Source organism: Roseateles sp. P5_E11, from assembly GCF_054049355.1.
In genome coordinates this window covers 1-20771 of record NZ_JBFUMO010000017.1, presented here as the reverse complement: position 1 = coordinate 20771, position 20771 = coordinate 1, and the positions used below count along the sequence as shown (strand labels likewise).

Below are 20771 nucleotides of genomic sequence, written 5' to 3'. Positions count from 1 at the left end.
GGAAGGCCGGCGGGTTGTCGGCCGGCGCCACGCGCCGCTGTCGGAAGCTGCCGGCCGCCGGTTCTCCTACAGCGGCTTCGTCCTCGGCTGACGCCGTCGGCACGCACCGCCGCCTAGATTGGCCGTTAGTCCGGTGGTGCCGTTGCGCATGCCGGCTTCAGCCGTCCGCCTCAACCCGTCAAGGAGCCCCCATGCGCACCGCCCAGAAATTCATGAGCGTCACCCTGCTGCTTGCCAGTGCCGCCTTTGCCGGCCAAGCCTATGCCCGTTCGGACAAGTCCTTCATGAAGGAGGCCGCTCACGCCGGCGCGGCCGAGATCGAGGCCAGCAAGCTCGCACAGTCCAAGGCCAAGAATGCCGATGTGAAGTCCTTCGCCGATTCGATGATCACCGACCACACCAAGGTGGCCGATGAGCTCAAGGCCCTGGCTGCGAGCAAGAACGTCACGCTGCCCGACGGCCCTTCCGTCAAGCAGAAGGCCGAGATCAAGCTGATCGACGCTGGCGACAACGACAAGTTCGACGAACGCTACGCCAAGACCTTCGGCGTGAAGGCCCACCAGAACACGATCAAGCTCTTCCAGGACGCCGCCCAGAATGCCAAGGACCCCGAGATCAAGGCCTGGGCCGAAAGGACCCTGCCCGGCCTGAGGCACCACCTGGAGATGGCACAGGCGCTCAGCGTTGCGCCCAAGAAGTAACGCGTCCATTTGCCGCTGCTGAGTGAGGTGCCCATGYCACTCCCTGCATTGATGTCCTGTCGACGCGCACTGACGCTCGCGGCCGTGGTCACCGTGGCGCCGCTGGCGGCCTGCCGTTCCGAGCAGCAGCCGCTGCCGTCGGCCAACGCCGCCACCTCGCAGGCTGCGCCGCCGCCGCTGCCGCCACCGTCTTCGCCCGCCTCCTCCTCGCCGCCATCCTTCCCGCCAGCCTCAGGACCGGCGTCCGCGCCGGCATCGAATCCCGTGCGCTGAGCCTCAGATGGCGATGTGGCGCGTGAGCCCGTCCACCAGCGCCTCGAAGACGACTCGGCAGGGCGTGTTCTGGCGCAGGTCCTCGTGCATGGCGACCCAGGTCTCCAGCGGCCAGGCGAACTGGTCGGCCAGCACGCGCTCCAGCACGGGCGCACGCCGCGCCAGTGCGACCTGACACATGCCGATACCGGCGCCAGCACGCACCAGTGCCAGCTGGGCGAGGTCGGAATCGCTGCGCAGCGCAAAGCTGTCACGGCTGATGCCGCCCAGGCGCTTGGACCCGGCGCGGATGAAGGGCGTCACGGTGTCGAAGCCGATCAGCGTGTGGTCCTGCAGCTCAGCCAGGGCCGTGGGCCGGCCGTGGCGGTCGAGGTAGTCGGTCCGCGCATGCAGGCCCAGCTCAATGCTGCCGATGCGGCGCGCGATCAACTGGCCCTGTTCGGGCGGCGTCATGCGCACGGCGATGTCGGCTTCGCGGCGCAACAGGTCCTGCAGCTGGTTGCTCAGGGCCAGTTCCAGGACCAGCCCGGGATGAGCCTCGCGCAGCGCAGCAAACACGCCTGCCAGCACCTCGGCCCCGATGATCTCGCTGGCCGTCACCCGCACCGTGCCCCTCACTTCGGCACCGCGCGCCGTCGCCGCCCGTTGCAGCGCGGCCGCCGCGGCTTCCATCTGCTCGGCGTGGCCGCGCAGGGCCAGCGCCGCCTCCGTGGCCAGCAGGCCGGTGGGCGAGCGGGTGAAGAGGGGCTGGCCAAGCGCCTGCTCCAGCGCGGCGACATGGCGCCCGACGGTGGGCTGCGTCAACCCCAGCGCCCGCGCCGCGCCCGACAGCGAACCCTCGCGCAGCACGCCGAGAAAAGTGTGCAGCAGGTCCCAGGGCAGTGTCGAAGCCATGCATAAATGTATATCTACGACACTACCTTCAGCAATTCCCAATCAAGCCGTCACTTCCCAGAATCCGTTCCATCAACTTCTGGAGAACGACATGGAAAGCAGCAAGACGGTCCTGGTGCTCGGCGCGAGTGGCGGCATTGGCGGCGAGGTGGCACGCCAGTTGCGCGACGCGGGCTGGCTGGTCAGGGGGCTCAAGCGTGGCCTCCCGACGGCGCACGCGCAGAGCGACGGCATCCAATGGCTGCGCGGCGATGCGCTGAACGCGGCCGACGTGCTCGCTGCCGCCCAGGGCTGCGACGTCATCGTTCATGCCGTCAACCCGCCGGGCTATCGCGACTGGGATCGCCTCGTGCTGCCGATGCTGGAGCACAGCATCGCCGCCGCCCGCGCCGTGGGTGCGACGCTGCTGCTGCCGGGCACGGTCTACAACTACGGCCCCGATGCTTTCCCGCTGCTGCACGAGGACGCGCCGCAGCGGCCGGTGACGCGCAAGGGCGCCATCCGCGCCGAGATGGAGGCGCGGCTGCGAGCGGCCAGCGAGACGGGGCTGCGTGTCATCGTGCTGCGCGCCGGCGACTTCTTCGGTCCGCGGGTCGGCAACAACTGGTTCTCGCAAGGCCTGGTGAAGCCCGACRAGCCGGTGACGTCCATCAGCAACCCGGCCGCCGCCGGCGCTGGCCACCAATGGGCCTATCTGCCGGATGTCGCCCGCACGATGGTGGAGTTGCTGGAACGACGCGCGACACTGCCCGCCTTCGCCAACTTCCACATGAGCGGCCACTGGGACGCCAGCGGCCGCGAACTGGCCGAGGCCATCCAACGCGTCGTCGTCGCCCAGGGCGGCAAGCCGCCGCGTATCTCTGCCTTCCCCTGGTGGCTGCTGACTCTCGCTTCGCCCTTCGTCACGACCTTCAAGGAGATGCGCGAGATGCGCTATCTGTGGCGCCAGCCGGTGCGCATGGACAACAGCCGCCTCGTCGCCGCCCTGGGCCGCGAGCCCCACACGCCGCTGGATGAAGCCGTCGAGGCGTCGCTGCGCGGCCTGGGCTGCCTGCCTGCCCATTGCACCCGCAAGGGCACAGGCCAGCCGTAACATGCCTTCCAGCTCATTCGCCGGGACCACACCATGACCTATTGCGTCGCCATGCGCCTGCGTGCGGGCCTGCTGTTCGCCTCCGACACCCGCACCAACGCCGGCGTCGACCACATCGCCAGCTTTCGCAAGATGTACCAGTTCCAGATCCCGCACCAGCGCGAGATCGTCATCCTGACCGCAGGCAACCTGGCGACGACGCAATCCGTCATCTCCGTGCTGAACCAGCGCCTGCATGGCGACGGCGAACACCTGCTCAACGTGCCCACCCTCTACGACGCGGCCGTGCTGCTGGGCCGCACGCTCAAGGAGATCGTCAACCGCGACAGCGACAACCAGCACAACGGCGTGGACTTCGGCGCCAACATGCTGCTGGGCGGCCAGATCAAGGGTGAAGGCCCGCGCCTCTTCCACGTCTACCCGCAGGGCAACTTCATCGAGGCCACCGAGGACACGCCCTACTTCCAGATCGGCGAGAGCAAATACGGCAAGCCCATMATCGACCGCGTCATCCGCTACGACACGACGGCGCTGGACGAGGCTGCCAAGTGCACCCTCGTCAGCTTCGACTCGACCATCCAGTCCAATCTATCGGTCGGCCTGCCCATCGACATGATCATGCTGCGCGCCAACCAGTTCGAGCAGGCCATGAAGCCGCCCAACCGCATCGGCCGCGACGATCCCTATTTCCAGGCGCTGCGCACGGGCTGGAGTGCCGGGCTCAGGAAAGTCTTTGACGACCTGCCCAACGAACCCTGGTTCGACGGCTGAAACGAAGCCCCTCGTCCAAGGGGTACCTTGGCCGGTCCCCCGCGGGGACGGCGATGCTTGGCAGATTGACCGCCAAGCGCATCGCCATCGCGGGCCGGCTTGGGAGCGGCCCGGCGCTCGGCCCGAATTCAAGCGGGCCCGAGTACCCGCATCGAATAGTCCACGGCCCTGACATCCTTGGTCAGACGGCCAACGGAGATGCGGTCCACACCGGTCGCGGCAATCCAGCGCAGCTGATCCAGCGCGACGCCGCCCGACACCTCCAGCAGCGCTTGAGCCGAATACGCGGCGTTCACCGCCACGGCCTCGCGCATCTGCGCCTCGCTGAAGTTGTCCAGCAGCACGCTGACCGCGCCGGCGTCCAGTGCCTCGCGCAGTTGCGCGATGGTCTCGACCTCGATCTGAATGTCCACACCCGCATTCAGTGCCTGCGCCGCACGCAAGGCGGGGCCCACGCCACCCGCTGCGGCGATGTGGTTTTCCTTGATGAGGATGCCGGCATAAAGCGCCAGCCGCTGGTTCCGCCCGCCGCCGACGCGCACCGCGTACTTCTGCGTCAGGCGCAGGCCGGGGATGGTCTTGCGCGTGTCCAGAATGGCGCAGCCGCGCGGGTTGGTGCTGGCGCCGGCCACGGCGTCAACATGCGCGCGCGTGATCGTCGCCGTGCCCGACAGCAGTTGCAGGAAGTTCAGCGCCGGCCGCTCCGCGCTCAGCAGCGCGCGGCCGTCGGCCTCGATGCGGCAGACGATGCTGTCCGCCGCCATCAGCGCGCCTTCGTCGACCAGCCATTCGATGCGTGCCGTTGCATCCAGTGCGGCAAACACACCGTCGAACCAGTCGCGGCCACACAGCACCGCGGCCTCGCGCACGCGCACCTGGGCGGCCACGCGCTTGGCCAAGGGCACGAGCAGCGCCGTCCAGTCGCATTTGCCGATGTCCTCGGCCAAGGCCTCGTGGATATTGCGTGAGCGCGCCTGCGCCAAAGTCTCTTCGGTGGAGAACATCGTTACTCCGCCGGGCCGATGGTCAGCGTGATCTCGCCCAGGCCTTCGATGCGCCCGACGATGACGTCACCCGCCACCACGGCGCCCACGCCGGCCGGCGTGCCGGTGTAGATCAGGTCGCCCGGATGCAGGTGGTAGAGGTGGCTCAGGTTGGAGACGATCTCCGCCTGGTTCCAGATCATCTCGGCCAGGTCGCCGCGCTGCTTCTCAACACCGTTCACGGCCAGCGTGATGGCGCCCTTGTCGAGCGCGCCCAGTTCGCTCTTGCGCACGATGTCGCCGAGGATGGCCGACTGGTCGAAGCCCTTGGCGGTGTCCCAAGGCCTGCCCGCCGCCTTGGCCACGGCCTGCAGGTCGCGGCGCGTCATGTCCAGACCCGCGGCATAGCCCCAGATGGCGGCGACGGCCGCTTCGGGCGTGACCTTGAACACCGGCGCGCCGATGGCCAGCACCAGTTCCATCTCGTAGTGGTAGTTTTGGGTCTCGGTCGGGTAGGGCACCGTCGAGCCCGAGGGCGTCAGTGCCGTGGCCGGCTTGGTGAAGTAGAACGGCGGCTCGCGCGTCGGGTCGGCGCCCATCTCGCGGGCATGATCGGCATAGTTGCGGCCGACGCAGAAGATGCGGCTGACCGCGTAACGGGCATCCGTGCCGCGCACGGCGGCACTGGGGATCTCGGCTGGAGGAAAGACGAAATTGCTCATGGCATGGCTTCGACATTGCAGGAACAGCGTGCAGCATACTGGCCTGCCCATCGCACTGCTGCTGCTCGCACTGATGACCGGCTGCGCGACCCGCTCGGCCGTGGCGCCGGTCGGCATCGAGCGTGACGGCCCGCTGACCAATCCGCCGTCCGACCTCGCCAAGGTGCCCGACGCCGCGCCGCGCATCGAGCCCGTGCGCAGCGGCGGCCCCAACAAGCCCTATGAGGTGCAGGGCGAGCGCTACGAGCCCATCACCGGCGACAGCCCTTATGCCGACCGCGGCCTGGCCTCCTGGTACGGCCGCAAGTTCCACGGCCGGCCCACCGCCAGCGGCGAGGTCTACAACATGTATGCGATGACGGCGGCTCATCCGACGCTGCCCATCCCCAGCTATGCCCGCGTGCGCAACCCGGCCAACGGCCGCGAGGTCATCGTGCGCATCAACGACCGCGGCCCCTTCCACAAGGGCCGCATCGTCGACCTCAGCTACACGGCCGCCCTCAAGCTCGACCTGCTGCGCGGCGTGGCGCCGGTGGAGGTGCGGCGCATCACCTATGCCGAGATCCGCGCCGGCAGCTTCCAGAAGCCGGCGGGCGAACCGACGCCTGTCTTTGTGCCCGACACGCCGCCCGGCGCGCCGCAGCGCGAGACAACCGGCACCGTGGCGGGCACCGGCCCGAGCGCCTGGTTGCAGTTCGGCGCCTTCGCCAAGCTGGACGGCGCTGAAAGCCTACGCCAGCGCATTGCCGAGGCCGACCTGACGCTGCTGCCGCTGCTGACCGTCGTCCGCGAAGGCGGCGTGCACCGGCTGCGCGCCGGGCCCTTCCCGAGCGCCGACGAGGCGCGTGCCACCGCCGTTCGGCTGCGCGACGAGAGCGGCGTTGAATCGACGCTGGTCGAGAAGCGCTAGCGGCCTCCAGCCACATCCAGCAAGGTGCCGACCGTGTAGCTGGCCGCATCGCTCAGCAGCCAGACGATGGCCTCGGCGATCTCCTCGGGCCGGCCCAGGCGCTGGATCGGAATGGTCGACACAGCGCTACTCGCGTCCATGCCGCTGGCCGCATGGATGTCGGTCTCGATGATGCCGGGCCGCACGCCATTGACGCGGATGCCCTCGCCGATCAGTTCGCGCCCCAGGCCTTTGGTCAGGGTGTCGATGGCGCCCTTGGTGGCGGCGTAGTCCACATAGATGCCCGCCGAGCCGAACTCGGCCGCGCGCGAGCTGAGGTTGACGATCGCACCGCCTGCGCCGCCCTGCCGGGTGCTCATGCGCCGCGCGGCCTGCTGGCAGCACAGCAGCGTGCCGATCACGTTGACGTCGAAGAGGCGGCGCCAGCGCTCGGTCGTCATCGCCTCCAGCCGCGCCGCCGGCGCCACGATGCCGGCGTTGTTGACCAGGCCTGCCAGCCGGCCACCGGCCGCGTCCAGTTGCTCGAACATGGCCGCCACCTGAACTTCGTCGGCCACGTCGGCCTGCAGGGTCAGCGCGCGCCGGCCGAGTCCGTGCAATCTGGCCGCGAGCTTGTCCGCAGCGAGGCTATCCTGGGCATAGTTGATGGCCACGTCCCAGCCGGCCTCGGCGCAACGCAGCGCCGTCGCGCTTCCAATGCCACGCGAGCCTCCGGTGATCAGTACCCAAGCCGACATGGCCGGCATTGTGGCGTTGTCGGAGAAGATGCGCGTCCGGGGACTGTGAACGCTACGGCAATAGGCTGAGTTGTGACCAGAAAGGCTGCGAGCAAGGCGCAAACCGGAGCGGGGTGGGGTACCCGGCGAGGATTTGCAACGCGGCGCGCGGCCTTTCTGGTCACAAGCCTGCGGGAAGGCTCGCCGCCAGGGGCCACTCGGCGTTGCACCRCTTGCCCGCACATGAGTGCGGGCGGCGTGCTGCGCCTTGCTTGGCCCCTGGCGGCGAGCCTTCTCAGCCCATTGCCGTAGCGTTCACAGGCCCACCTCGCTGCATGGAATTCCTCGACGTCCCGACGGTCCTCAAGGTCAGCGCCCTCTTCAATCTGATGGCGGCCCTGGCCTGGCTGACGCTCGCGCAGACCTTTCGCATCGCGCCGCGCGCCGGCCGGCTGATGGCGGCGGCTCATCTGGTGCGCATCGCCTCCCAGGGCTGCGGCGACTGCATGGCCGGCTGGCCCGGCCTGCTGCGCCAGGCGATTCCCGAGTTCGGCCTGCTGGCCTGTGCCGTGCTGCTGCTGATGGCGCTGCGCCGCATGCTGCGCAGCCGCCAGCGCCCGCGCGACATCAGCTGGATAGGCGGCCTCGGTGCCATCGGCATCGCGCTGGGCCTGGCCAGCGGCTCGGGCCTGGCGCCGCAGGTGGCCAGCACTTTCAGCGTGGCGCTGCTGGCCCTGCTGTCCGTGCGCGAGGTCGTGCGTGGCATCGGCAACCAGCTGTCGCGCGTCGTCACCGCATGCACCACCCTGCCCTTCGCCGCAATGGCAGCCGTGACGCTGACGCACGCCGCGGAGCTGCTGCTCGTGCCGGGCTGGGATGACCACATCCTCAATGGCGAACTGCCGTCGCCGGCGCGCGCGGCGCTGTGGTTCGTCGTCACCGCCGCCATCACCCTCAGCCTGATCGCGCTGATGATCTGGCGCCTCATCACGCGCATTCAGCACCTGACCTACCGCGACCCGCTGACCGGCGCCCTCAATCGCCGCGCCTTCGAGCAGGCGCTCGGCGAGGCCCAGGCCCAGCTGCAACGCGGCCGCGGCTTCGCGCTGGCCATGATCGACATCGACCACTTCAAGCGCGTCAACGACCAGCACGGCCATCAGGCCGGTGACGCGGCCCTGCAGCATTGCGTGCGCGTCTGGCAGGCCTGCCTGCGCGAGGTGGACTGCCTGGGGCGCCTGGGCGGCGAGGAGTTCTGCGCGCTGCTGCCGCTGGCCGGCCCCGCTGATCTCGCCACCGCCGCCAGCGTGGCCGAGCGCCTGCGCCACAGCCTGGCCGCCCAGCCGCTGCGCTGGAAAGACGTGGAGCTGCCGTTGTCGGCCAGCTTCGGCGTGGCCCTGCCGGTGGCCGACGACCCGCGGGGCGAAGTCGGCATGGCGCGCGCCGACGGCGAGCTCTACCGCGCCAAGGCCGAGGGCCGCAACCGCGTCTGCGTGGCAACGCACCTCGGCGGGATCGCCACGGCATGATCACGCCAGCGCAGACCCAGACGCTGCTGGCCAGCATCATCTTCGTCGCGGCGGCGGCGACCCTGGTGTGGATGGCACTGGCCCTGGTCGCGCGCATCGCGCCGCGGGCCTCGCTGGCGATGGCCGGAGCGAACGCAGCCGCCGCCGGTTCGCTGACCCTGCATGTGCTGCGAGGTGTGCTGCCCGACGCCCTGACCTACTGGCCCGGCGACGTGCTCGCCATCGCCTCCTTCGCGCTGCTCGGCGCGGCGGTGCCGGGCATCACGACGCGGGCGCTGAACTGGAAGCCCGGCGCCGCCGCCGTGGCTGCCACGGCGCTGCTGCTGCTGGCGCTGCCCTATGAAGGCGACCTGCGCTGGCAGGCCCGCATCGTCAACGGTGCCGGCGCCGCGCTGACGCTGGTGGCCGGCGTTGTCGCCTGGCGCAGCCTGGCGCGCTCGGCCGGCGGCCGGCGCACGCCCGCGCCGCTGGCCCTGCCCCTGTTCCTCATCGCGGCGCTGATGGCGGCGCGCGGCCTGGAGACCTTCGTCAACCCCGGCCGCACACCCGACCTGCGCATGCCCACCGGGTTCAACATCGCCTTTCTGTGGACGGCCCTGGTGCTGGCCTTGCTGCAGAACGCGACGCTGGCCTTCCTGGTGCTGATGCGGTTGATCACGCGCATCGAGCGCCTGCTGGAGCGCGACCCGCTGACCGACACGCTGAACCGCGGCGCCTTCGACCGGGCCCTGGAGCGCGCCCACGCCTGGCTGGCGCGCGGCCGCGGCTATGCCCTGGTCATGATCGACATGGACCGCTTCAAGCAGCTCAACGACACACTGGGCCACGCCGCCGGCGACGCGGCCTTGCGCCTGATGGTCAAGGAGCTGCAGCCCTGCGTGCGCGAGGTGGACCGCTTCGGCCGCCTGGGTGGCGAGGAATTCTGCGTGCTGCTGCCCGACACCGACATCGCCGGCGCGGCGCTGGTGGCCGAGCGCATGCGCTGGCTGGTCAATATGGCGCCACTGCGGTGGCTGGAGCAGGACTGGTCGCTCAGCGCCAGCTTCGGCATCGCCGAAGCCGAACGCGCCGATGCCAGTGGCGGCGCGGTGCTGGCGCGCGCCGATGCGGCGCTTTACCGGGCCAAGGGCCAGGGCCGCAACGTCGTGCAGGCCTGAACGGCAGGCCGCCCCTTGCGGCGGCGCACAGGCATAAACTCGATGCAAACAAGCCCAATGGAATCGAGTGATCGATGACAGCAGCCGGGGGCAGGAGACAGGGAACCGCCATGCGCTTGCGGGTCGCGGGCGCAGCGCAGCTGTTGGTGCTGGCCGCCGGCCTGGCGGCTGCCACCGGGGTCGCGGCGAGTTCCTCCAGCGTCGCCGACCTCGACATCGGCGAACTCGTGCAGGTGCGGCTGTCGCCCTTCGATGTCGCCGCCAACCTCGACCGCGGCTATCGCGCCGCCCACGCCGTGTCCGCCTCGCGCTTCGACGCGCCGATCCACGACCTGCCGTTCGCCATCCAGGCCTTCAACGAGCAATTCATCCGCGACCAGAAGCCGCAAGGCCTGTTCGACGTGGCCCGCTATTCGCCGGGCGTGACCTACCGGAGCAACGACTTCAATGAGGGCAATGCCAACCTGGCGATCCGCGGCTTTGCGGTGAGCCAGGTGCCTGGCGCCTACCAGGTGCTGCGCGACGGCTTCGTCGGCCCGTCGATCTTCGACCTCACCAGCGCCTCTCGCATCGAGATCGTCAAGGGGCCGTCCTCTTTCCTGTACGGCCAGGTGGCGCCCGGCGGCATCGTCAACGTGATCACGAAGAGCCCGCGGCCCCAGCCCTTCGCCGAGGTCGAGGTGGGCGCCGGCAGCTACGGCCGTTACCGGCTCGACGCCGACATGGGCACGCCGCTGCGGCCCGACCTGCTGCTGCGTGTCGCAGCCTCGTTCGACCAGGACATCCACTACTGGCGGCCCTACGACGCGCATGCCACCACCCTGGCACCTTCGCTGCGCTGGACACCGGACCGCCGCGTCAGCGTGACCCTCAAGGCCGAGCAGTACAGCAAGCGCGAAGCCCCGCAGCTGATGCAAAAGCCCGGCTACGGCAGGCAGGCAGGCCTCGTGCCGACCGCGGCCGACCCGAATCGCGCCGGCGTCGACGTGCCCGGGTTGCCAGACGACTGGAACAGCATGTCCGACGTCGACTACCGCCGCAGCGACAGCACGGGCGCCAGCGGCTGGGTCGATGTCGAGGCGAGCGACCACTGGCATCTGCGCGCCGGCTACTCACGCCTGCGCTTCGCCATCGATGCGCTGTTCTCCGGCAACCTCGGCATGTCCGACAACCAGACGTTTCTGCAGGGCCGCCGCCTGCGTCGCCAGACCTACACCAACCAGGCCGAGACGCTGACCGCCGACGGCGTCGGCGTGTACCGCTTCGACCGTGCCAGCCTGCGGTTGCTGCTCGGCGCGCAGTCGCTCAGGCGGCGCTTCGACAACACGGCGGCGCAGGCGCCCAACGACCCAGCCCTGGGCAGCCGCCCCATCGCCTCGCCCCTGCCGCTGTGGGACCTGCGCGACCCATCGACCTGGAACCGCCAGGTGGACATCCCGCTGTCGGCGTTGACCGAGAACCGCGCCGACCGCAGCCTGCACCAGACGGACCGCTCGGCCTATGCCGGCGCCACGCTCGGGCTGCTTGACGACGACCTGCTGCTGCTGGCCGGCCTGCGCTACACCGCCGCGCGTGCCCGGGTCGACGACCGGATCACCGCCACGTCGCAGCCCTTCTCCACGCATGAGCTGACGCCGCAATACGGCGCCCTGCTGCGCCTGGCGCCCGAGTGGTCGCTGTTCGCCTCGTTCGCACGCTCCTTCGTGCCCGTCGCGCAGGTGCTGAACCGGCCCGACGGCACGCACGCACCCGCCCTGCCGACGCGCGGCAGCGGCTGGGACCTGGGCGTCAAGGCGGAGCTGCTGAACGGCCGCGCCACGGCCACGCTGACCGCCTTCGACCTGCGCAACCGCAACGCCGTCAACGACCTGGCGCAGACCGACAGCTCGGGCAACGTCGTCATCTACAACGTCCAGAGCGGCCAGCAGCGCTCGCGCGGCATCGAGTTCGATGCCACCTTGCTGCCGGCCGCGGGCTGGCAGATCTACCTGGCCTACAGCCGCACCGCCGCCCGCATCCTGGAGTACAGCGGCAACGACGCGGCCCTGCTGTCGCGCGATCCGGCGACGCTGAATGCCGCCGAGCGCATCAACTACAAGAGCGCCCAACTGCTGCACGGCGCGCGGCTGCAGATGAGCGCACCGCATCTGTTCAACCTCTGGGCGCGGCATGATTTCTCTGGCGGGCTCTACCTGGCCGGCGGGGCCCACGTCGTGCGGGACCAGACGCTGTTGCCCGAGGGCCCGGCGGCGGCGCGGCAGAGCTATGCGCTGATCGACGCCCTGGCGGGCTACGCGTGGCTGGACGGCGGGCGCCGCATGTCGATCGAGCTGTCCGGCAAGAACCTGCTCGACCGGCACTACCACCCCTCGCAGAGCACGCGTTCGCGGCCCCGGGAGTGGCTGCTGGCTTTGAAAGCGGCCTGGTGAGGGCCGCCGTGCGTTTCGGACGCTCCGTCGCGCTGGCGGCCCTGGCCTGCGTGCTGGGGCCGCTGGCCGGCGCGCAGGCGCCGCTGGTCGAGCGGCAGTCCCGGGTCGAGGCCGCGTTCATGCGCAACTTCGCCCGCTACGTCACCTGGCCGTCGCGGGCCTTTGCCGACGGCACCATGCCCTGGAACGTCTGCACCGTTGACGAGAACCACTTCGACGCCTCCTTGGAGCAGACCTTCCAGGGCCGGCTCGAACAGGGCCGGCCGTTCACCGTCAGGCGCGCCGTGTCGCCCGAGGCACTCGCCAGCTGCCACATCGTCTTCGTCGGCGCCATCAGTTCGTCGGCGCGGCGTGCGGCACTGGCGCAGCTGAGCGGCCTGCCGGTCCTGACCGTGGGCAATGCGCCGGAATTCCTCAGCGAGGGCGGCGTCGTGCGCCTGCTGCCCGGCGAGCACATCGAGATGAGCATCAATCTCGACCAGGCACGCCGGGCCTCGCTGGGCATCCCGGCAAAGCTGCTCGAGGTGTCCAGTGAAGTGGTCGAGCACGGCAGCCTGCGGAGGCTGAGGTGAACGCCGCGCGACCGCGCCGCATCCGCAGCGTGCTGATGCTGTCGCTGCTGGTGGCGGCGGTGCTGGTATTCGCCGCGGGCGCGGCCGGCCTGGTGCTGGTGCAGCGCCTGACCCTCGAACAGCGCGCCCGCGCCCAGGTCGAACCCATGGCGCAATTGATCGCTGTCGGTGCCGAGGCGGCGGTCGCCTTCGGTGACGCGCGGCGCGCGCAGGAGATCCTGGACTCGCTGCGCCCCAACCCGCTGGTGCTGTCGGCCGAGTTGCGCCTGGCCGACGGGCGGCTGCTCGCGCAGCTGCGCGCGCCGCAGGCCGTCGAGTGGCCGGCTGCAGCGCCGGGCGGCGGCAGCGAGCCGGGCTTTGCACTGGCAACCGGGCTCGGCGCGGCCCGCTGGGTGCAGGCGCTGGACGGCGATGCGCGCCTGGTCCTGGTCACCAGCCTGGCTGAGCTGCAGCGGCAGAACCTGGCCGCCATGGTCGCTTTCGGCGCTGCGCTGGTGCTGCTGGGGGCCGCGGTGATGCTGGGCCTGCTGTGGGCGCTGCAACACTCCATCGGCCGGCCGCTGGCCACGCTGGCGGCGGTGGTCGACGAGGTGCGCGTCAGCGCCGACTACGACCGCCGCGTGCCGGTCGAAGGTGCCGACGAGCTGGCCCGGCTGGGCGAGGGCTTCAACGCGCTGATGGGCGCGCTGCACGCGCGCGATGCCGAGTTGCGCCGCCAGCACACGGCCCTGGAGGACACCGTGGGCCAGCGCACCGCCGAGCTGAGCCAGGCGCGCGACGCCGCCGAAGCGGCCAGCATCGCCAAGAGCGCCTTCGTCGCCAACATGAGCCACGAGATCCGCACGCCGATGAACGCGATCATCGGCATGTCGGGCCTGGCGCTGGAAGGCGCGCTGCCGCCCCGCGAGCGCGTGCACATCCAGAAGGTCAACCGCGCGGCGCGCTCGCTGCTGACCATCCTCAACGACATCCTCGACTTCTCCAAGATCGAAGCCGGCAAGCTGGTCGTCGAGACCCTGCCCTTCGACCTGCCCGAGGTGCTGGACAACCTGGCCTCCATGATGGGCCCGCAGGCGCAGGACAAGGGGCTGGAGCTGCTGTTCTCGGTGCAGGGCGACCCACCGCGGCAGTTGCTGGGCGACCCCGTGCGCCTGGGCCAGGTGCTGCTCAACCTGACCGGCAACGCGGTCAAGTTCACCGATCACGGCCAGGTGCAGGTGAGCGTCGAGACGGTGAGCCGCGAGCGCGAGCGGGCGGTGCTGCGCTTCGTGGTCTGCGACACCGGCATGGGCATTTCCGACGAGCTCAGGCAGCGTCTGTTCGAGCCCTTCGAGCAGGCCGACGCCGCGACCAGCCGCCGCCACGGCGGCACCGGGCTGGGGCTGGCGATCAGCCGCCAGCTGGTGCGGCTGATGGGCGGTGAACTCGAGGTCGACAGCCCAGCCGGCGGGGGCAGCCGCTTCTCGTTCATGCTGAGCCTGGCGGCATTGCCCGAGGCGACAAACGCCCAGCCCGCCGCCGGCCTGCACGGGCGGCGGGCGCTGGTGGTCRTTGCGCATGCCGCGGCACGCCAACTGCATGCCGCGACGCTCACTCAGGCAGGGCTGCAGGTTGACTGCGCCGCCAGCGGCGCCGAGGCGCTGGCGCGGCTGTCAGAGGACGCGGCGCAAGGCTACGACCTGGCCGTGCTGGAGCATCCGCTGGCCGGCCTGGACCTGGCGGACTTCGCGCGCCGCCTCGCCGCCCAGGCTACGGGCGGCTTGCCGGCCCTGGTGCTGCTGGCCGAGGCGGGCCGCCAGGACCCACCCACCGCGCTGGCGGCGGCCACCGTGATGGTGGCCAGGCCGGTGACGCCCTGGTCGCTGCTGGACGCCTGTGCCCAAGCGTCGGGCCTGGGCGGCGAGCACGCCGCTACCCCGCTGCCGCCGCGGCTCGACGTGCGCCTGGACGGCGCACGGGTGCTGCTCGTGGAGGACAACGAGATCAACCGCGACCTCGCCGCCGAATTGCTCGGCCGCATAGGCATCGCGGTGGACATGGCCTGCAATGGCCGCGAGGCCCTGGAGCGGCTGGCCACGCACGACTACGACGCCGTACTGATGGACTGCCAGATGCCGGAGATGGACGGCTTCGAGGCCACGCAGCGGCTGCGCCAGCAGCCGCGCTGGCAGGACCTGCCCATCATCGCCATGACCGCCAACGCAATGCTGGGCGACCGCGAGAAGGCGCTCGCGGCCGGTATGAGCGACCACGTYGCCAAGCCGATCAACGTGGCGCACCTGTATGCCACCCTGGCACGCTGGGTGCGCCCCCGCGCGCCGGCCGACAACGGCAGCGCTGCCGCCGTGGGCCTGCCCACACCGGGCATCGACATGGCCGGCGCCCTGGGCCGCCTCGGCGGCGACGCCGCGCTGCTGCGACGTGCCCTCGGCGGCTTTGCCGAGAAATACCGCAGCTTTGAACAGGACTTCGATGCCGCGCGCAACGCCGGCGACGCGGCGGCCGGGCGCCGCCTGGCGCACGACCTTCAATCCCTGGCCGGCACCTTTGGCATGGACGGGCTGCGCGAAGCCGCGCTGCGGCTGGAGCGGGCGTGCATCGCCGGCATCCATGGCGCCGCCGTCGACGCCGCACTCGACGAAGTGATCACCGCACTCGCGCCCGCGATCTCCGCCAGCGGCTCACTCTGCGCCGCGCCGCCGCTGGCCTGAACGCCGCGATCAGCGAATCTTCAGGGACCGGCGCGACGGAAGTAGGCGTCGACGCCCTCCAGCATCTCCGCCGTCACGTGGCTCCAGTAGTGGAAGGTATGGGCGCCGGCGTCCTCGCGATAGTCGGGCGCCTGGCCCTGGGCGCGCAGCGCCGCCTGAAGTGCGCGATTCGTCGTGACCAATTCGTCCTCGCTGCCGCAGCGCAGCACCAGTGGCACCGGCAGCCGCCCGGCGCGCTGGACCTCGGCGATCAGCTCGTCCGGATACCAGCCGCTCAGCGCGAAGGCATAGCCCCAGCGCTGCGGCGCCGCCAGCGGCAGCTTGACCGAGCCATAGCCACCCAGGGACATACCGGCGATGGCCGACTGCGCGCGTATGGGTGAGAGGCCGTACTGTTCCTTCAGCCAGGCCGGCAACTCGTCGACGATGAAGCGCTCGGCCGGGCCGTCGTAGCGCCGGCCGTTGCTGCTGGGCATGACGATGACGAAGGGCCGTGCACGGCCGCTGGCGATGAGGCGGTCGGCATAGCGCTCGATGTGGCCGGTGCGAAACCACTGGTCGGCGTCCATGCCGCCGCCGTGCAGCAGCGTCAGCACCGGCAGGGCCTGGCCGCGCTCGAAGCCGGGCGGCAGATAGACGTTGACTTTGTCGGTCCGGCCGAAGGCGGCGGAAGCCACCTCGTACGTCTCGACACGGCCTCGACCGGTGGCCGGTGGCGTCCATGCACCTTCGCCAACGAAGACGAAGGAATGCTGGCCGCCCTGGCCGTCGGCATCGTGGTCTGGCGTGGCCGGGTCATGTACCCAGCGGCCGTCGACGACGAACTTGTAGAGCCACTGACCCGGCGCCAGGTCCAGGCGCACGCGCCAGACGCCATCGGCGCCGCGCGCCATGGCCTGCTTGTGCTTGTCCCAGTCCGTCATCTCGCCGGCGAGGAAGACCCGGCGCGCCTGAGGCGCCTCCAGCGCGAAAGTGACGGGCTCAGCCCGCACCGTGGCGGTGACGGCAAACAGCAATGTCAGCAACAGTGTCTTGGCTTTCATTCGGCCTGCGCAGGAACTGAAGGCCGCGAGATTGCCACAGACAAGGCCCGTGCTGCGCGCATAGTTCCGCTGCCAACTACACACCCCTTCCATGGACCTCGATCCCAAAGACCTCATCGACCAGGCCGCCGAAGCCGCGCAGGAGGCGCGCACCGCGCGCCTGAACGCCGCTGTCGCCATCACGGTGGCGATCCTGGCCACCTTCATGGGCATCTGCAAGGTCAAGGACGACAACATCGTGCAAGGCATGCAGCAGGCCCAGGCCGACAAGCTCGATTACTGKGCCTACTTCCAGGCCCGCACGATCCGCGCCGACGTAGCCGAGTCCAGCGCCACCCAGCTCGAGCTGGCCAAGGGCGGCGCGCCGGCCACGCAAGCTGGCGATTACGACAAAGCCATCGCTGGCTACCGCGCCAAGGCGGCCGATCAGCTCAAGAAGCGCGACGAACTCAAGGCCCAGGCCGAGGCAGCCCAGACCGCTTACGAGACGCTGAACCRCCGCGACGACCAGTTCGACTTGTCCGACGCCCTGCTCGCCATCGCCATCGCCCTGCTGGCCGTGACGGCGCTGACCCGGCTCTGGCCGCTGTACTTCGTGGCCCTGCTGCCCACCTTCTTCGGCGTGCTGATGGGCGTGGCCGGCCTGATGGACCTGCCCATCCATCCCAATATGCTGTTCCGGTTGCTGTCGTAGCGTTGCTGCTTGAGCAGCGAGAGATGCGAGGCGGTCTTTGCGGGACGCCGGGCGCCGCGCAGTTTTGAGCTTGGGCTGCTTCAGGCGGCGGATACCGGACTTTCGGAAAGCCAAGGCAGCTGCCACCGTCCAACAGTGCCTTTCTCACAGCCGGTCCGCTCATCCCGGGGTCGGACTGGATGGCAGAACGGACAGGCAGCACGCCGCCGCGCCGCTTGTTGACTAGTCGGTCGGTCCGTCTGTCGGCCGGGACCGCTGCGCCAGCAGGCGCTTGCGCACCGCATAGATGTTGTTGCGCAGCGCGTAAAGCTCTTCGGCATAGGACAGCGGCACCGCAATGCGGTGTGTGACGCGGTCCAGCTCATCCAGCTCGTCGAGTAAAGCGCCGCGCTCGCCTGCGCCGGTTTCAAGCTTTGCTTCCACCTCGCGCAGCCGCGCATACCAGCGGAACACGCGCGAGCGCACGCGGAAGGTGTAGAGGGGCGGCACCACGCGCGACAGCGGCAGCATCAGCACCAGCAGGCCGCCGACCACCAGCCACATGCGTTCCAGCAGATTGCCGGCCCAGAAGGGCAGGTAGCGCGCCCACGCCGGCGTCGTGCCGTTGATCGCGCGATCGCCCTCGGCGCTGACCGGCAGCTCGCTGGTGCGGGTGTTGGGGAAGTCGCGCGCGCCATTGAACCAGCCGGCGTCGCTGTGCTGACCCAGGGCCGCCTGCGCGAACAGCTGGCGCAGCGCAGGGTGCGTTTGCTCGCGCGCCAGCAGTGCGGTGGTGGTGGCGAGCAGCGGCACGTCGTGCGGCGGTAAATCGGCTGCCAGGCCCACCACACCACGCGGCAGCCTCACGGTGGACAGGAAGGGCAGCTGGCGCGAATAGGCCTCGTTCTGCTCGAAGGCCATCAGCGCAATGGCCGGGTCGCGCAGCAGCTCGCGGATCAGGCGGGCCTGCGGCGCCGAGATCAGCACCGTGGCATCCAGCCGCCCCTGGCGCAGCGCCTCACCCGCGGCGTCGGGCGCCAGATTGGACAGCCGCAGATCGGTCGGCTTCAGTTGGTTCAGCGCCAGCAGCTTCTCAACAATCTGCGGTACACCGCTGCCGTCCTGATCCACATTGACTCGCAGGCCGCGCAGCTGGTCCAGGCGCTGCAGTTCGCCCCCGGGCTGGCGGCGCGCGATGCCGAGATCGCGGCGGTAGAAGATCCAGATCGGCTCGTAAAACAGACTGCCCAGCGAGACGATGCCGGCCTCGGTATCGGTCACCGGATCGGCCATGCCGCCGCGTACGAAGCCCACATCGACCGTGCCCGCGCGCAGATGGGCCAGATCGTCCTGCGCGCCTTCGCTGGCGATCAGCTCCACCTGGATGCGCTCGCGTGCCAGCGCTTTCGCATAGCCCTCGCCGAAGCTGGCGTAGGCACTTCCGGCCGGGCCGGTCGCTAGCCTTACCTGGCGCGGCGGCTGCGGATCCAGCCACCAGTAGGCAGCGACCAGCAGGCCTCCGCCGAGCAGTAGCAGCGGCCCCATCGAGACCATCAAGTCGCGCAGCGTCTGCAGCAGCAGGCGCAGGCTGCGGGTGGCATGCCATTGCTGAATCGGGGTCATGGCTTGCCGTCCTGAGCGGGCAAAGGCTGGGCCTGCGTGTTGCAGAGTCGCTCGCATTCCCGAGCACCCGCATGAGTGGTGGCAGCAAGGCTGAGGATGATCGTGATGCCGAGGCGTCGCACGGGCTGGGCCTTTACCGATGGAGGACCGGCCGATCGTATGGGAGGCGCGCAGGCGGACTGTTACGCCCGCTTTCGCTGCAAAGCGGGCGACGGCACTAGGCTGGAAGCGTTCTTCCAAATCGCTGTCGGTTCTGGCACAGGCGTCCCAAGTCAGCCCGTGCGCACTGCGTGTCTTAACGCTCAACCTTGCGCATCAACATCGCGGCAACCGCCGCGCCCAGTACGCACAGCGCGGCGCTCACGCCCATCACCCAGCGGTATCCGCTGATGAAAGCCTCGTGGATGGCGCTCTGGGCCGCGGCTCGGGTGGCTGCGTCGATGTCCCGCGGCAGCTCGATGGCCGCGAGCCGGCTCTGTTGCTCCAGCACCAGCGACGCCACAGCGGCAGGCACGCCGTGGTGGTCGAGCTGGCCTCGAAGCGCAACACCGAATGCCCAGGCCATCAATGCACCCAGCGCAGCGATGGCCAGCACGCCGGCCGCACGGGACACCGCGTTGTTGATACCCGATGCCACGCCGGCCGCGTCGGCGCCCGCCGCATTCATGACGGCCGTGGTCAATGGCGCGACCGTCACGCTCATGCCCACGCCGAGCACCACGATGCCCGGCAGGAACCCGGTCCAGTAATTGGCCTCGATGGAAGGCAGCGCCAGCGCAGCGAAGCCGGCGCCCGCAATCACGGGGCCGATGGCCAGCGGTGTGCGCGGCCCGACCCGGTCGGCCAGGCCGCCGGCCCAGCGCGACAGCGCAAACATGATCAGGATAAAGGGCAGCAGCGCCGCTCCGGCGGCGGCGGCCGACAGGCCATGGACCTGGATCAGCGCCAGCGGCACGAAGAAGAGGCCACCGCCGAGGGCCGCGTAGACCAGCAAGGTCAGCACATTGGCGCCGGCAAAGACGGGGTCGCGAAAGAACTGCAGCGGCAGCATGGGCCGAGGCGTACGTTTCTCGACCCAGGCGAAGGCCCCCATCGCGACGATGCCGATCACGAGGGCGGCGATCACGGCGGGCGAATCCCACTGGCGGGCCGGCCCTTCGACGAAGGCGAACACGATGCCGCCCAGGCCCACCGTGACGAGCGCCGCCCCCGGCCAGTCCAGCCGCCCCGTGGCTTGCGGGTCGCGGGATTCCGGCACCCGCAGCATCGCCATCGCCGCAACCAGCGCGGCCAGCGGCGCATTCACCATGAAGGCCCAAGTCCAGGAGTAATGGTCGATCAGCCAGCCGCCGATCACCGGCCCGACGGCCGCCGTGATGCCACTGAAGCCGGCCCACGTGCCGATGGCCCGGCCCCGTTCATGCTCGTCAAAAGAGGCACTGATCAGCGCCAGGCTCCCCGGCACCAGCAGGGCTGCACCCACGCCCTGTAACGCGCGCGCGGCGATCAATGCGTTCACGTCGCTTGAGAGCGCGCACAGCACCGAGGCCGCGCCGAAGATCGCCACACCCAGCAGGAAGATGCGGCGGCGCCCGTAGCGGTCGCCCAGCGCGCCGCCAAGCAGGAGCAGCGCGGCCAGCAACAGCGCATACGACTCCACGACCCATTGCACCTGATGCAGCGTCGCATGCAAATCGTTCTGGATTGCCGGCAGTGCGACGTTGACGACCGTGCCGTCGATGAAGGCCATGCCGGAGGCGAGGATCGCGGTCGCCAGCACCCACCGCTGCCTGGCCGGCGAGCAGGGTGATGCCGGAGGGCCGTGGCGGATGGCGGCTTGGTCGCAGGGTGGGTGCAGCGCAGCGGTCATGGAACTCCGGCGGGCAATCGAGGTGCCGCACGGTTCTCACCGAGGACACCCGCGCCAGGCACGCCGGGAAATGGGCGCATCCTGCGTGCGCAATGCTACCT

18 protein-coding genes are annotated in these 20771 nt (G+C 70.1%); 11 read left to right on the top strand and 7 right to left on the bottom strand.

Annotation, left to right across the window (positions count from 1 at the left end; genetic code table 11):
• Positions 1-191 precede the first annotated feature (191 nt).
• Together ACXJKR_RS02810 and ACXJKR_RS02805 are read left to right on the top strand one after the other, a co-directional pair.
• Positions 192-701 carry a DUF4142 domain-containing protein gene (locus ACXJKR_RS02810; RefSeq protein WP_457320558.1) on the top strand — a complete coding sequence of 170 codons (510 nt, stop codon included), beginning with the start codon at positions 192-194 and terminating at the stop codon, positions 699-701.
• Between the two features lie 51 nt (positions 702-752).
• Entirely contained in the window at positions 753-974 is a 222-nt protein-coding gene (locus ACXJKR_RS02805) for a hypothetical protein (RefSeq protein WP_457320556.1), read from the top strand.
• Between the two features lie 3 nt (positions 975-977).
• On the opposite strand, the gene ACXJKR_RS02800 is transcribed toward ACXJKR_RS02805, so the two are convergent.
• Positions 978-1868, bottom strand: a complete 891-nt coding sequence (locus tag ACXJKR_RS02800) for a LysR family transcriptional regulator (RefSeq protein WP_457320554.1) — start codon at positions 1866-1868, stop codon at positions 978-980.
• Between the two features lie 91 nt (positions 1869-1959).
• Here ACXJKR_RS02800 and ACXJKR_RS02795 point away from each other — a divergent pair, with 91 nt between their 5' ends.
• Both ACXJKR_RS02795 and ACXJKR_RS02790 read left to right on the top strand, forming a co-directional pair.
• Complete coding sequence (locus ACXJKR_RS02795) at positions 1960-2961, top strand: NAD-dependent epimerase/dehydratase family protein (protein WP_457320553.1); 1002 nt, start codon at positions 1960-1962, stop codon at positions 2959-2961.
• A 33-nt stretch (positions 2962-2994) separates the two neighbouring features.
• On the top strand, positions 2995-3732 hold the full coding sequence (locus tag ACXJKR_RS02790) for a proteasome-type protease (protein ID WP_056191944.1): 738 nt from the start codon (positions 2995-2997) through the stop codon (positions 3730-3732).
• A gap of 128 nt (positions 3733-3860) precedes the next feature.
• Here the strand turns inward: ACXJKR_RS02790 and nadC are convergent, their stop codons facing one another.
• Entirely contained in the window at positions 3861-4736 is an 876-nt protein-coding gene (gene nadC, locus ACXJKR_RS02785) for a carboxylating nicotinate-nucleotide diphosphorylase (RefSeq protein WP_457320551.1), read from the bottom strand.
• A 2-nt stretch (positions 4737-4738) separates the two neighbouring features.
• The gene (locus tag ACXJKR_RS02780) at positions 4739-5437 is read right to left on the bottom strand and encodes a fumarylacetoacetate hydrolase family protein (protein WP_457320549.1); all 699 of its coding nucleotides are present in this window, start codon (positions 5435-5437) and stop codon (positions 4739-4741) included.
• A 28-nt stretch (positions 5438-5465) separates the two neighbouring features.
• Here ACXJKR_RS02780 and ACXJKR_RS02775 point away from each other — a divergent pair, with 28 nt between their 5' ends.
• Entirely contained in the window at positions 5466-6347 is an 882-nt protein-coding gene (locus tag ACXJKR_RS02775) for a septal ring lytic transglycosylase RlpA family protein (protein ID WP_457320547.1), read from the top strand.
• Here ACXJKR_RS02775 and ACXJKR_RS02770 read toward each other — a convergent pair.
• The gene (locus tag ACXJKR_RS02770; protein ID WP_457320545.1) at positions 6344-7084 is read right to left on the bottom strand and encodes an SDR family oxidoreductase; all 741 of its coding nucleotides are present in this window, start codon (positions 7082-7084) and stop codon (positions 6344-6346) included. The genes ACXJKR_RS02775 and ACXJKR_RS02770 overlap by 4 nt on opposite strands.
• Before the next feature lie 314 nt (positions 7085-7398).
• Between ACXJKR_RS02770 and ACXJKR_RS02765 the strand changes: the two genes are divergently transcribed.
• The 5 genes from ACXJKR_RS02765 (at position 7399) to ACXJKR_RS02745 (ending at position 15461) form a co-directional block, all read left to right on the top strand.
• A complete protein-coding gene (locus tag ACXJKR_RS02765; protein WP_457320543.1) occupies positions 7399-8592 on the top strand; it encodes a GGDEF domain-containing protein in 1194 nt (397 codons plus the stop codon).
• Positions 8589-9749 (top strand): GGDEF domain-containing protein, encoded by a 1161-nt coding sequence (locus tag ACXJKR_RS02760; RefSeq protein WP_056191931.1) that lies wholly within the window; start codon positions 8589-8591, stop codon positions 9747-9749. The genes ACXJKR_RS02765 and ACXJKR_RS02760 overlap by 4 nt, the downstream gene beginning before the upstream one ends.
• A gap of 110 nt (positions 9750-9859) precedes the next feature.
• Positions 9860-12178 (top strand): TonB-dependent siderophore receptor, encoded by a 2319-nt coding sequence (locus tag ACXJKR_RS02755; protein ID WP_457320541.1) that lies wholly within the window; start codon positions 9860-9862, stop codon positions 12176-12178.
• An 8-nt stretch (positions 12179-12186) separates the two neighbouring features.
• Positions 12187-12750 carry a YfiR family protein gene (locus ACXJKR_RS02750; RefSeq protein ID WP_457320539.1) on the top strand — a complete coding sequence of 188 codons (564 nt, stop codon included), beginning with the start codon at positions 12187-12189 and terminating at the stop codon, positions 12748-12750.
• Entirely contained in the window at positions 12747-15461 is a 2715-nt protein-coding gene (locus tag ACXJKR_RS02745; RefSeq protein WP_457320537.1) for a response regulator, read from the top strand. Before ACXJKR_RS02750 ends, ACXJKR_RS02745 begins: the two co-directional genes overlap by 4 nt.
• Positions 15462-15481: 20 nt before the next feature.
• Here ACXJKR_RS02745 and ACXJKR_RS02740 read toward each other — a convergent pair whose 3' ends face one another.
• A complete protein-coding gene (locus tag ACXJKR_RS02740) occupies positions 15482-16504 on the bottom strand; it encodes an alpha/beta hydrolase-fold protein (RefSeq protein WP_457320535.1) in 1023 nt (340 codons plus the stop codon).
• Between the two features lie 91 nt (positions 16505-16595).
• On the opposite strand from ACXJKR_RS02740, the gene ACXJKR_RS02735 reads away from it, so the two are divergent.
• Positions 16596-17198, top strand: a complete 603-nt coding sequence (locus ACXJKR_RS02735) for a DUF4337 domain-containing protein (protein WP_457320533.1) — start codon at positions 16596-16598, stop codon at positions 17196-17198.
• Positions 17199-17420: 222 nt separating this feature from the next.
• Here the strand turns inward: ACXJKR_RS02735 and ACXJKR_RS02730 are convergent, their stop codons facing one another.
• Complete coding sequence (locus ACXJKR_RS02730) at positions 17421-18800, bottom strand: TAXI family TRAP transporter solute-binding subunit (RefSeq protein ID WP_457320531.1); 1380 nt, start codon at positions 18798-18800, stop codon at positions 17421-17423.
• Between the two features lie 295 nt (positions 18801-19095).
• Positions 19096-20670 (bottom strand): MFS transporter, encoded by a 1575-nt coding sequence (locus ACXJKR_RS02725; RefSeq protein ID WP_457320529.1) that lies wholly within the window; start codon positions 20668-20670, stop codon positions 19096-19098.
• Positions 20671-20771 lie beyond the last annotated feature (101 nt).